8 protein-coding genes are annotated in these 12,260 nt (G+C 71.7%); 1 reads left to right on the top strand and 7 read right to left on the bottom strand.

Annotation, left to right across the window (positions count from 1 at the left end; translation table 11 throughout):
• Nucleotides 1-6 precede the first annotated feature (6 nt).
• Complete coding sequence (secD, locus tag E0493_RS02305; protein ID WP_160935309.1) at nt 7-1,593, bottom strand: protein translocase subunit SecD; 1,587 nt, start codon at nt 1,591-1,593, stop codon at nt 7-9.
• Between the two features lie 129 nt (nt 1,594-1,722).
• Between secD and E0493_RS02300 the strand changes: the two genes are divergently transcribed.
• On the top strand, nt 1,723-2,679 hold the full coding sequence (locus E0493_RS02300) for a Gfo/Idh/MocA family protein (protein WP_160935308.1): 957 nt from the start codon (nt 1,723-1,725) through the stop codon (nt 2,677-2,679).
• A gap of 84 nt (nt 2,680-2,763) precedes the next feature.
• Here E0493_RS02300 and E0493_RS02295 read toward each other — a convergent pair whose 3' ends face one another.
• The 6 genes from E0493_RS02295 to glgX form a co-directional block, all read right to left on the bottom strand.
• Nucleotides 2,764-3,042 carry a glycine zipper domain-containing protein gene (locus tag E0493_RS02295; protein WP_202396859.1) on the bottom strand — a complete coding sequence of 93 codons (279 nt, stop codon included), beginning with the start codon at nt 3,040-3,042 and terminating at the stop codon, nt 2,764-2,766.
• Nucleotides 3,043-3,059: 17 nt separating this feature from the next.
• The gene (locus tag E0493_RS02290) at nt 3,060-3,491 is read right to left on the bottom strand and encodes a Rap1a/Tai family immunity protein (RefSeq protein ID WP_160935307.1); all 432 of its coding nucleotides are present in this window, start codon (nt 3,489-3,491) and stop codon (nt 3,060-3,062) included.
• Between the two features lie 187 nt (nt 3,492-3,678).
• Nucleotides 3,679-6,333 (bottom strand): malto-oligosyltrehalose synthase, encoded by a 2,655-nt coding sequence (gene treY / locus E0493_RS02285; RefSeq protein ID WP_160935306.1) that lies wholly within the window; start codon nt 6,331-6,333, stop codon nt 3,679-3,681.
• Nucleotides 6,330-8,378: a 4-alpha-glucanotransferase gene (gene malQ / locus E0493_RS02280; protein ID WP_367614442.1), complete on the bottom strand. Its 2,049-nt coding sequence runs from the start codon at nt 8,376-8,378 to the stop codon at nt 6,330-6,332. Before malQ ends, treY begins: the two co-directional genes overlap by 4 nt.
• Complete coding sequence (gene treZ, locus E0493_RS02275) at nt 8,375-10,147, bottom strand: malto-oligosyltrehalose trehalohydrolase (protein WP_160935305.1); 1,773 nt, start codon at nt 10,145-10,147, stop codon at nt 8,375-8,377. The genes malQ and treZ overlap by 4 nt, the downstream gene beginning before the upstream one ends.
• The gene (gene glgX / locus E0493_RS02270; RefSeq protein WP_160935304.1) at nt 10,144-12,258 is read right to left on the bottom strand and encodes a glycogen debranching protein GlgX; all 2,115 of its coding nucleotides are present in this window, start codon (nt 12,256-12,258) and stop codon (nt 10,144-10,146) included. The genes treZ and glgX overlap by 4 nt, the downstream gene beginning before the upstream one ends.
• Between the last annotated feature and the right edge of the window lie 2 nt (nt 12,259-12,260).

The following is a 12,260-nucleotide window of genomic DNA, read 5'->3' as shown; positions in this document are numbered from 1 at the left end:
TCCCGTTCAGACCGGCAGCGTCTTGGGGCGGCGGGCGCGGTACCACCAGGAGACGAAGAGGCGGACCAGGGTGGTCGCCGTCCACATCTGCACAACCGTGCCGATCGCCACCGTCACCGCGAAGCCGCGCACCGGGCCGGAGCCGAAGCCGTAGAGGCAGGCCATGGCGATGAGGTTGGTCAGGTTGCTGTCCATGATCGTGCCGGAGGCCTTGGTGAAGCCCGCCTCCAGCGCGCTGATCGGCGGACGGCCGAGCTTGGTCTCCTCGCGGATGCGCTCGTTGATCAGGATGTTGGCGTCGAGCGCGGTGCCCAGCGTCAGCACGATGCCGGCGATGCCGGGCAGGGTGAGCGTGGCTTCCAGCACTGAGAGTCCGGCCAGCATCAGCAGCAGGTTGACCAGCAGCGCCAGGTTGGCGAACCAGCCGAACAGCCCGTAGGCCAGGCCCATGTAGAGGAACACGAAGGCGGCGCCGGCGGCCAGGCTGAGCAGGCCGGCGCGGATGGCGTCCGCCCCGAGCTCGGGCCCGACGGTGCGCTCCTCCACCACGGTGAGCGGCGCGGGCAGGGCGCCGGCGCGCAGCAGCACGGCGAGGTCATTCGCCGAGGCGGCGGTGAAGTTGCCGCTGATCTGCCCCTGGCCGCCGGTGATCGGCTCGCGGATGACGGGGGCGGTGATCACCTTGTTGTCCAGCACAACGGCGAAGCGCTGCCCGACATTCTGCCGCGTCACGTCGGCGAAGCGCCGGGTGCCGACAGAGTCGAAGGTGAAGTTCACCACCCACTCGCCATTGCGGCTGTCACGCGCCGCACGGGCATCGGAAAGGTTGGCGCCATCCACCTCGATGCGCCGGCGCACGGGGTAGCGCAGGCCCGCCGTCTCGCCCTCCAGGAACTCGACACCCGGCGGCGGCAGGCTGGCCTGCATGTTGGCGTTCTCGTCCAGCAGGCGGAAGGTCATGCGGGCGGTACGGCCCAGCAGCTCCTTGATCCGGTTGGGGTCCTCGACGCCGGGAAGCTGCACCAGGATGCGGCTCTGGCCCTGCCTCGCGATCAGCGCCTCGGAGACGCCGGTCTCGTCGATGCGGCGGCGGACGATCTCCAGGGACTGCTCCACCGCGCTGCCGGCGCGGGCGCGCAGCGCCGCCTCGCTCAGCGTCACGCCGACGGTGCCGTCCGGCGCGGCGGCGAGATCCAGGTCCGGCGCGGTCGCGCCGCCGCCGATCGGCACCGGGTTGGCCAGCTCGCGCAGGGCGGCCATGGCCGCGTCCACCTGGCCCTGGTCCCGCACGCGCAGGCTCAGCCGGTTGTTCGCCGGATCGGCCTGCAGGTTGAGGTAGCCGATATTGGCCTGCCGCAGCTTCGTCCGGGCCGCATCGGCCAGGCCTTCCAGCCGCTCCTTCACCACCGCGTCGAGGTCCACCTCCAGCAGCAGGTAGGAGCCGCCCCGCAGGTCGAGGCCGAGCGAGACCTGCCGGGCGGGCAGCCACGACGGAATGGCCGAGCGCGGGAACAGGTTCGGCAGGGAGAGCAGCACCCCCGCCAGGATGACGCCAAGGATCGCGGCAACCTTCCACCGCGCGAAATACAGCATGGCCGAGCAGGCCCCCCCGAGCTTGAGGCGCGGAAAATGCTGCCCCGCCGCCGCCGATGCAACCCACCATGCGCGGGCGGCCACTCTCTGCTACACGCCCCTCCGGCAGAAACGAGGAGGCGGGCAGCGATGCGGCTGAAGCTGGGCGTTCTGGGCGCGGGTCATTTCGGGCGCTTCCACACGCTGAAAGCGGCCAGGGCGCCACGGGTGGAGTTCCTGGGCCTGGCCGACGCCGACCCGGCGCGCGCCGAAACGGTGGCCGGGGAGGCAGGCTGCAAGGTCTGGGATGTTCCGGCGCTGCTTGCGGCGGCGGATGCGGTGATCGTCGCCGCGCCCACGGCCTTCCATCACGAGCTCGCCTCGGCGGCGCTGGCGGCGGGCTGCCATGTCTTCGTGGAGAAGCCGGTCGCCGCCACGCTGGAGCAGGCCGACGCCCTGGTGGCGCAGGCCGCCGCCGCGGGCCGGGTGCTGCAGGTCGGGCATGTCGAGCGGTTCTCGGCCGGCATGGCGACGCTCCAGGGCAGCGCCGGGGTGGGCCGCGCGCTCTACATGGAGGCGGTGCGCATCGCACCCTTCCGCCCGCGCAGCCTCGACGTTTCGGTGGTACTGGATCTGATGATCCACGACCTCGACCTCGTGCTCTCGCTGGCCCGCTCGGAGCTGGTGGCGGTGGAGGCGGTCGGCGCCGCCGTGGCCTCGCAACGGACCGACATCGCCAATGCGCGGCTGCGCTTCGCCAACGGCGCCCAGGCCACCATCACGGCGAGCCGCGCCAGCCTGAAGATGGAGCGCCGGCTGCGCGTCTTCGGCACGGAGGGCTATGCCAGCATGGACTTCCTGGCCCGCGAGCTGAAGCTGGTGCGCAAGGGCCAGGGCGAGCCGCTGGAGCAGATCCCCGGCCACGGCATCGAGCTGCTTTCCTGGCAGGACCGCGACAACCTGGAGGCGGAGCAGGCGGCTTTCGTCGCCGCCTGCCTGGATGGCACGCCGGTCGTGGTGGACGGCGGCGCCGGCCGCGCCGCGCTGGACGCGGCGCTGCGAGTGGAGACGGCGGTGGCGGCCTCCCTGGCGGCGGCGCTGGGCTGAGGCCGCGCAACCCCCTGAGCCGGGCTGCGGGGATGGCGTCACCGCAGCCCGGCCCGGGTCACGAGGCGGACGACCGAAGGTGCCTCAGTAGCGCCTGCGCCCATCATAGGGCGGCGGACGGCCATAGCCGCGCGAAGGCTCCTGCGACTGGTTGTAGATGTAGCCGCCGGCCGCGCCGGCGCCGGCGCCAAGCAGCGCCCCCAGGCCGGCATCGCCGGTGAAGGAGCCGATGATGCCCCCCAGGGCGGCACCACCGGCGGAGCCGCCGACGATGTCCCGGGTCTGCGGGTTCATGCCCCCGGCGCAGCCGGCGAGCGCCAGGGACGCGGCGAGCGGAAGGGCGAGGCGAAGGGGTCGGATCATGGTCTGCGTTCCTCCCCTCAGCGGCTTGTGCCGCCGCGCGCCGGGCGCTGCGGGGTGCTAGAGGGCGGGCAGGGATAGGTCGCCTGCATCCAGCGGAGCAGGCCCTCGATGGCCGGTTCGCTGTTGTGCTGCGGGTTCTGCCGCGCCCATGCGGCGAAGCCGAGGCCGGACTGGGCGACGGTCGGCGGGGGGTTGGGCAGGCAGAACAGGGGAGGCCGTGCGCCGCCCTCCGGATGCAGCGCGGTGTGGTACTGGCCCGCGGCCGTCACGTAGCCCTGGCAGTAGGCGATCGCCTCAAGGCGCCGCGGGCTGTTGGCCGGCGGATCGCACAGGATCGTCAGGTCGGCGACCGTTCCGGCCTGGCTCACGCTGGAGGAGGCCGGCGATTGTGCGAGAGCGGGTAGGCTGGCCAAACCGGCAAGCGCCGCAGCAAGGTAGATGGTCCGCATTCTTGGGTCCTCGCGGTTTTCATGGCCGCCTGGCTTCACGCTCCTGCGGACGCGGAAGCCCTGCGGTCGAAGGACGATCGCCGAGTGGCCGAAGCCCCTGCGGCGGTCCTGACGGGGAGTCGTCACCCGCGGCGTGGTTTCCGCAGGAGGATGGCGGAGCGCCAGCACGATGCTCCCGCCCCGGCACTCAATCGGCCCGCAGCACGATGATTGGCCAGCCACCGCTCAATGGCTGGCTGCCGGCGGCTGGCCGACTGCTCCCGGTGAGCAGGCAGCGCCAGCTCCGCCCTGCCAGCTCGGGCGGCAGCGGCAGGCGGGTATCGCCCCAGGCATCCGGCGCGAGGGCCAAGCCGTCCTGCATCGCCCCGAGCAATGGCACCGACCGGATCGGCACCGCCACCAGCAGCGCCTCCGTGCCGGCCTGCCGCAGGAAGGCCAAGACCCCTTCGGCCCGGGAGCCTTCCGGCCGCAGCGGGATGAGCCGGCCGTGGCGGAACAGTTCCGGGCTGGCGTTGCGCGCTTCCAGCAGGCGGTGGATCAGGAACTGCTTCACCGCGCCCGACGGCCAGTTCCGCAGCAGGATGGCGGGATCGGCGGGCGCCGTCTCCAATGCGGCGTGGCGGGCCGCGTAGTCCACCGGCCGGCGGTTATCCGGATCAACCAGGGACAGGTCCCAGAATTCGGTGCCCTGGTAGAGGTCGGGAACGCCGGGAACGGTGAGACGCAGCGCCGTCTGGGCGAGGCTCTTCAGCGCGCCGGGCGGAGCGATGCGGGCGGCGAAGGCCTCCAGCCCGCGCGCGAGCTGCGGGTGGCTGGCAGGTTCGAGCACGCCGCGAAGGAAGGCGGCGGCGGCCTGCTCATAGGCCTCGTCCGGCATGGCCCATCCGGAGCGCCGCTTGGCCTCGCGGATCGCCTTCTGCTGCCAGCCCATCAGCCGCTCGACCCAGGCCTCCACGCCTGCACGGTCGGAGACCGCCAAACTGAGCGGCCAGGAGGCAACGATCATCTGCAGGAACATGGCCGCGTCCCCGCCGTCGGGGGCCGCGCCTTCGGGCAGCTCGCACACGAGATCCCGGCTCTCGGCCAGGAAGCCGCGCAGCGCCGAGGCCCAGTCGTCCGGCATCTCGGACAGCACGGCGAGACGCATCCGCAGGTCCTCGCCACGCTTGTGGTCATGCGTGGCGGTGGCCAGCAGGGCGTCCGGGTAGGTTTCGCCGCGCGCGATGCAGGCGGCGTGGAACTCCTCCGGGGCGAGGGAAAGCTGGCCCGGGTGCGAGCCGACCTCGTTGCGCGAAAGCAGCCGGCCGTAGCGGTAGAAGGCGGTGTCCTCGACCGATTTCGCGGCGGTCGGGGAGGAAAGCTGCTGAAAGCGGGAGCGGGCGCGCAGCAGGTCGCGGCGGGATGCGCCGGGCGGGCGCTGGCGGATGTCCTCCTCGGCCAGCCAGTAGATCAGATGGGTCAACGCCAGGTGGTCGGTGGTGCGCAGCCGGGCGCGGGCGGCGTCGGCGGCCTGCTTCAGCACCCGCGCATCCTCCGGGCTGGGCCGTCCGGCACGGGTGTAGATGCGGTAGACCGGGAAGTGCAGCAGCAACTCCGCCAGCACGCGGCGGATGGCGTTGAAGGCGAGGTCGCGCGAGCGGATATGGCCGCGCGCCAGGTGGTGCAGCGCACGGGCGGAGGCGTCCAGCTCGGCGGCGAGGCTGTCACGCAGGATCTGCTTGCGGGCGGCCAGTTCCTCGGTGGGGAAGTCCGCGGCACTGCCGCTGACTTCCCGCCAGAGCGCGGAAAGCGGTGCCTCGCCGGCCGGGTCGTGCAGCAGGGCGCCGACCTGGTCCATGAAGTCGTAGCCGGTGGTGCCGTCGGTGCTCCAATTGACCGGCAGCGGCTCGCCGGGCGCCAGGATCTTCTCGACGACGACATAGGGCGGGCCTGCCGGCGCCTCGGCCGGGCGATGGCGGCCCGCCTCGGCCATCCTGCGGCGCAGCTTGCGGCAATAGCCGTGCGGGTCGGACAGCCCGTCGATATGGTCGATGCGCACGCCGTCAATCAGCCCTTCGGCGTAGAGGCGGAGCAGCAGTTCGTGCGTGGCGTCGAACACCGCCGGCTCCTCCGCCCGCAGGCCGGCGAGACCGGTGACGTCGAAGAAGCGGCGCCAGTTGATCTCGTCCGTCGCGGTGCGCCACCAGGCCAGCCGGTAGTTCTGCCGCTCCAGCAGGGCGTGCAGGCGGGCCAGCCCGTCCAGGCTGGTCGCGTCATAGCGGGCGAGGCCGTCATCCTCGCCGAGGATCATCTCGGCATCGATGCGCGCGATGGGGAAGCGGTTGCCGTAATAGGCGACCGCCACGCCGGTCGGCCCCTCGGCGACCAGCGAAAGCTCGCCTTCCGCCAGCGCCTCGCCGTAGGGCCTGCCGAGAAAGGGGGCGAGCATCTTGCCGCGCAGGGCGGGGTCGGCGCTCTCCCAGTCGATGTCGAAGAAGGTGGCGTAGTCGCTGTCGCGGCCACGGGCGAGCACGTCCTGCCACCAGGCATTGTGCGGTCCGTCCACGCCCATGTGGTTGGGCACGATGTCGAGCAGCAGGCCCATGCCCTCGCGCCGCAGCGCCGCCACCAGCCGGCGCAGCGCCGGCTCACCACCAAGCGCCGGGTTCACCGCGCCATGTGCGACGATGTCATAGCCATGGGCCGAGCCCGGCGCCGCCGGCAGCAGCGGCGAGGCATAGAGGTGACTGACGCCGAGCCGCGCCAGATAGGGCACGACGCCCACCGCGTCATCGAGCGTGAACTCGGCGCGGAACTGGATCCGGTAGGTGGAACGCGGCGCGGTCGCGGCGGGCGGGCTCATTCGGGGGCTCTCCGCGCCCGCGCCAGGGCGCGCAGGCGCTGTTCGAAGGCGGGGTCGTGGAACAGCATCTCGACCGGCGGATCGAGCCGGCGACGCCAGTTCGGGTGCTCATCAACGGTGCCGGGCATGTTCGGTTGCTCCACGGCCGCGAGCGCATCCTCCAGCGGCAGAAGCGCCAGCTCGCAATGGGCGCGGCCGATATAGGCGGCCGCGGCATCGGCCACCTTGCCCACCTCCTCCGGTCCCGGCCCTGGCCCGCGCGCCACCCCCGCCTTGCGAAAGGCCGCCCAGAGCTTCGGCCGCTCGGAAAGGCGGGTTTCCTCCTGCCCTTCCAGCGTGCTGCCCAGCTTCGTGCGCCATTCCAGGTCCCGGCCGCGCCACCAGCCCGCCACGGTCGGCAGGTCGTGGGTGGAGGTCATGGACACCGCCTCGCGGGTCCAGCGCGCCGGGTTCTTGAAGCCGCGGCCGCTCTGCTCGAACCACATCACACGCATCCCCGCGATGCCGGCGCTCTGCAGCTGCGGCCGGAAGCCCTCGGGCACGGTGCCCAGGTCTTCCCCGATGGCGATGGCCTGGGCACGCTGGGATTCCAGCGCCACCAGGCGCAGCAGGTCCTCCTGGGGATAGCGGATGTAGCAGCCATCGGCCGGCGAGGCGCCCTGCGGCACCAGCCAGAGCCGCCGCAGCCCGAGCACGTGGTCCAGCCGCACGCCGCCCGCGTTGCGGAAGGCGGCGCCCAGCATCTCGCGGAAGGCGCCGAAGCCGTTCGCCACCAGCCCGTGCGGCGAATAGGTGGTGATGCCCCAGCTCTGCCCGCGGGCGTTGAAGATGTCGGGCGGCGCGCCGATCTCGACGCCGGGCAGGAACTCGGTCTGCCGCGCCCAGGCATCGCTGCCGCCGCCATCCACGCCCACGGCGAGGTCCGCGATCAGGCCGATGCGGGCGCCGCCCTCGCGCGCCGCCTGCTGCGCCCCGGAGAGGCCGCGATCGGCCAGCCATTGCAGGAAGGCATGGTAGCCGACCTCCTCCGCCTGCGCCTCGGCGAAGGCGGCGACTTCGGCGCTCTCGGGGTCGCGCAGCGCCGCCGGCCAGCTTCGCCACTGCCAGCGGCCGGCATCCTGCGCGAGCTGCGACGCGTGCAGCGCCTCGAAGCGGGCATGGTTCTCAAGCGAGGTGCCGCCCTCGGTGCGAAACGCGGCGAAGGCCTTGCGCAACTCGTCCGGCGCAAGCCTGAGGAAGGCGTCGTAAAGCTGGCGCAGCCGCGCGAGGCGGGCGCGCGTGCTGGCCGGCCAGTCGATGAGGTCGAGCGCTTCCAGGCGCGCCCATTCCGCCTTCAGCTCAGGCGGAAAGGGGGGCGCGTCCTCCATCAGGGTTTCGCCGTCGGCATGGCGCACGTCCAGCCGCAGGCGGCTGGAAGGCGCATAGGGGCTGGAGCGCGAAGGGTCGGCGGTGAACTGCGCGTGCACCGGGCTGATGGCGACGGCGTCCGCTCCCTGCGCGGCCGCGCCGGCGGCGAAGGACTGGAGGGCGGTGTAGTCGCCGATGCCGCCGTCGCCGCTGCGCTTCAGCGAGTAGAGCTGCACGGCGAGACCCCAGGCGCGGCCGCCGGGGCAGGCATCCTCGATCCGGTGGCCATGCGCCGGCGCCACGGCGAGGGTGAAATGGGCGCTGCCGATCTCCAGCAGGTAGTAGCCGGGCAGGGCAGGCACGGTGAGCCTGGCACCGCCCGGGGCAGGTGTCGCGGTGCCCTCGACGGCGAGGCCGTCCTCGGCCGTCAGCCGGTAGCGCCCGGCCTGGGCGGGCAGGCGCAGCGTGGCGCCGGGCGCGGCAGTGTAGAGCGGCGGCGGGGACGCTTTCAGCGCTTGGTGCCAGGTGCGCAGGCTTTCGCGCACCTGCCCGGCGCTGCCGGCAGGAAAGCCGAGGGCGCCGAGTACGGCGCGCAACGTGTCGGGCGCCACCATCTTGCGCCGGCCGCTGGCGTCCTCCCATTCGATCATCAGGCCAGTGGCGCGTGCCAGCCGGCGGAGATCTGCCTCCTCGCTCACGCGGTGGCGTCCGGATGCTGCAGCCAGGCGATGGCGGATCGGGCGGCGAGGCCATGCTCGGGCAGTTCATCCTCCAGGCCGGTGCGGGATTCCGCCAGCAGCCGGCCGGGGCCGACCTCGCAGGGCACCGTGTGCTCGCCGAACTGCGCCGCGATGGTCAGCACCGAGCCATCCGCCAGTTGCCACTGCGCCCGCACCCCACGCTCGCCGAGCTTGCCGGCGCCGAGCGGCTTCGCTCCCTCGTAATGGGGCGCGAGGCGCATCCGCCGCAGCCGCAGCAGGGTGGAGACGAAGCTTTCCATGTGCTCCTGCTCCGGCTGCTGCCGCTCGGCCGGGTCGAGGCAGCTTGCCGCGAAGGTTTTCGGGTCGTTCGGGTCGGGAATCTGCTCGCGCCGGTGCGGGTCGGCGAAGGCGGGAAAGCGGGCGAACTCCTTGCGCCGCCCCTCGCGCACCGCCTTGGCCAGTTCAGGCGAGGGAAAGCCGGTGAAGAACAGGAAGGGGCGCTTCGAGGCGTATTCCTCCCCCATGAACAGCATCGGCACCTGCGGCGCGAGCAGCAACAGCAGGGTCGCGGCGCGGACATTGCCGATCGGCGCCAGCGCCGCGATGCGTTCGCCGAGGGCGCGGTTGCCCACCTGGTCATGCGTCTGCATGGAATTGACGAAGGCGGAGGGAGGCAGGTGCGCGCTCGGCTTGCCGCGCCCGTCCTTGTGGTTGTCCGTCGCCTCGCCCTGGTAGACGTAGCCTTCCATCAGGGCACGGGCAAGGCGGCCTGCCGGATCGTCGGCGTAGTCGGCGTAATAGGCGTCGTGCTCACCGGTGAGCAGAACATGGAGGCAATGGTGGACATCATCGTTCCACTGCGCGTCGAAGTCCTTCTCCAGCCGGCTGGCGTCGTTGGTCTCGTTCTCCAGCACCAGGTAGACGGTGCGGCCGCCAACCGCGGCGCGCACGCGCTCCGACAGCTCGTGCAGGAAGGTCTCGTCGGCGATGGCATGCACGGCGTCGAGCCGCAGCCCGTCGAAGCGGTACTCGGTGAGCCAGTAGATGGCGTTCTCGATGAAGAAGTCGCGCACCGGCTTCTCGCGGAAGTCGATGGCGTCGCCCCAGGGCGTGTGGATGTCCTTGCGGAAGAAGTCCGGCGCGATGCTGTGCCAGTAGTTCCCGGCCGGGCCAAAGTGGTTGTAGACCACGTCCAGCATCACCGCGATGCCATGGCCATGGGCGGCGTCCACCAGCGCCTTGAGGTCGTCCGGCGTGCCATAGCTCTCGTCCGGCGCGTAGGGCAGCACGCCATCATAGCCCCAGTTGCAGCTGCCGGCGAAGTCGGCCACCGGCATGATCTCGATCGTGTTGACGCCGAGCGTGGCGAGCCGCTGCAGATCTTCCTCTACGCCGCGCGTCCCGCCCATGGCGCCGAGATGCAGCTCATAGACCACGCTGCGCGGCCAGGGATGCGCCGTCCAGCCGGTATGGCGCCATGGATAGGCAGCATGGTCCACCACCACGCTCCAGCCATCCACATCGCCATCCTGCGCATGGCTGGCGGGGTCGGGCACGGTGGGGCCATTGCCGAGGGCGTAGCGATAGCGGGTGCCGGGGGCGGCCTCCGTCTCGACCGACCACCAGCCTCCCTCCTCGGCCTGCATCGGCAGAGGCCCGGCGTCACGCCGCTCCAGCCCGACGCCCGGCTGACCAGGCGCCCAGAGGCGGAAGCGCGTGCGGCCGTTGGGCAGGTGAAGCGCGCCGAAGGCGTATCGGTGGCTCATGACGGGGGTTCCTTGGGGGGCAGCGCGGCCACGAGCAGACGGGCCGAGCGGCCGGAAACGATGATGCGCGAGCCTCCCACCGGCACAACCGGCGCCTCCGGATCCGCGCTGTCAAGCGCGGCGACCCAGGGAAAGGCGGGCGAGGGAAGCGTGAACACCCGGTCGTCCGTCGAGCCGTTGACCAGCAGCAGCGTGGCCTCGGCCCTGCCGCCTTCCACGAGGCCGGCGCGGCGCAGCGCCAGCAGCGGCTGCTCGGGGTGGTGCCACTCGTCGCCGACCAGCGCCTTGGCGTGCTCGTCGAACCAGGCGACGTCCGGCACGTCGGGCAACGGCTCGGTGAGGCCGTGCAGGAACTTGGCGGAGCGCAAGGTGGGATGGCGCCGGCGCAGCTCGGCCGCCCGCGCGACGAAGCGGGCCAGCGCCTCGCCTTCCGGCTTCGCCAGCAGCGACCAGTCCGTCCAGGAGATGTCGTTGTCCTGGCAGTAGGCGTTGTTGTTGCCGCGCTGGGTGCGGCCGAACTCGTCACCGGCGAGCAGCATCGGCGTGCCATGCGAGGCGAAGAGGGTCAGCAGCATGGCGCGCTTGAGCTGCTCGCGCAGCGCGTTGACCTCCGGATCGTCCGACGGTCCCTCGACGCCCCAGTTGGCGCCGTGGTTGGCACCGTGGCCGTCGCGGTTCTCCTCGCCGTTCGCCTCGTTGTGCTTCTCGCGGTAGCTGACGAGGTCCTGCAGCGTGAAGCCATCATGCGAGGCGAGGAAGTTGACCGAGGCCCAGGGCCGGCGGCGGCGGCGGTCGAACAACTCGCCAGAGCCGGAAAGCCGCGCGGCGAGGTCGGCGCGCCGGCCGGCATCGCCGCGCCAGAAGCGGCGCACGCCGTCGCGGTAGTGGTCGTTCCATTCGGCGAAGCCGGGCGGATGGTTGCCGAGCTGGTAGCCACCCGGCCCGATATCCCACGGCTCCGCGATCAGCTTGAGGCGGGACAGGATCGGATCCTGCCGGATCGCATCGAAAAAGCCTGAGCCGGGGTCAAAGCCCGTCCCCTCCCGCCCCAGCGTGCTGGCGAGGTCGAAACGGAACCCATCCACGCGAAACGCGGTGGCCCAATGGCGCAGGCTGTCCATCACCATCTGCAACACGCGGGGATGCGAGAGGTTGACCGTATTCCCGCATCCCGTGTCGTTGATGAACTGGCGCTCGTGACCGGGGAACAGCCGGTAGTAGCTGGCATTGTCCAGCCCGCGCCAGGAGAGGGTCGGCCCCAGCTCGCTGCCCTCGCAGGTGTGGTTGTAGACGACGTCCAGGATCACCTCGATGCCCGCCGCGTGCAGGCGGCGGATCGCGACGCGGAGCTCGTCGTTCTGGCCGGTGGAAAGATAGGCCGGCTCGGGCGCGAAGAAGGCGAGGGTCGAGTAGCCCCAGTAGTTGCGCAGCCCTTTCTCGACCAGGAAGCGGTCCTGCAGGAAGGCCTGAACCGGCATCAACTCGACCGCGGTGATGCCAAGGCGCTGCAGGTGCGCGATCATGGGCGGCGCGGCAAGCGCGGCGAAGGTGCCGCATTCACGCAGCGGCAGGTCCTCGCGCAGCAGCGTGAGGCCGCGCAGATGCGCCTCGTAGATAACGGTCTGGTCCCAGGGTACGGCGGGCGGACGGTCGTCGCCCCAGTTGAAGGTGTCGTCCACCACCACGGATTTCGGCATGGCTGCGGCGCTGTCGCGGCGGTCGTAGGTGAGGTCGCCGCGCACGGCACCGAGGCGGTGGCCGAACAGCGCATCCGACCAGCGCAACGCGCCTTGAAGCTGTCGCGTGTAGGGGTCGAGCAGCAGCTTGTGCGGGTTGAAGCGGTGCCCCTGTTCGGGCTGGTAAGGGCCATGGGCGCGATAGCCGTAGATCAGGCCGGGCCGCGCCTCGGGCAGATAGCCGTGGAACACTTCGTCCGTGCATTCGGGGAGCGGCATGCGCGCCACCTCACGCCGCCCCCCGGCGTCGAAGAGACAGAGGTCGATCTGCGTCGCATGTGCGGAGAACACGGCGAAGTTGACGCCGAGCCCGTCCCACGTGGCCCCCAGCGGGTCAGGTCTGCCCGGCAGGAGGCGATCGGCAAGGAGCGGCAAGA

Origin of the sequence: Teichococcus coralli, assembly GCF_009829925.1 — a bacterium.
GTDB lineage: Bacteria > Pseudomonadota > Alphaproteobacteria > Acetobacterales > Acetobacteraceae > Pseudoroseomonas > Pseudoroseomonas coralli.
Note: the sequence above shows the minus strand (reverse complement) of the source record. Positions and strands in the feature narration are given on the sequence as shown.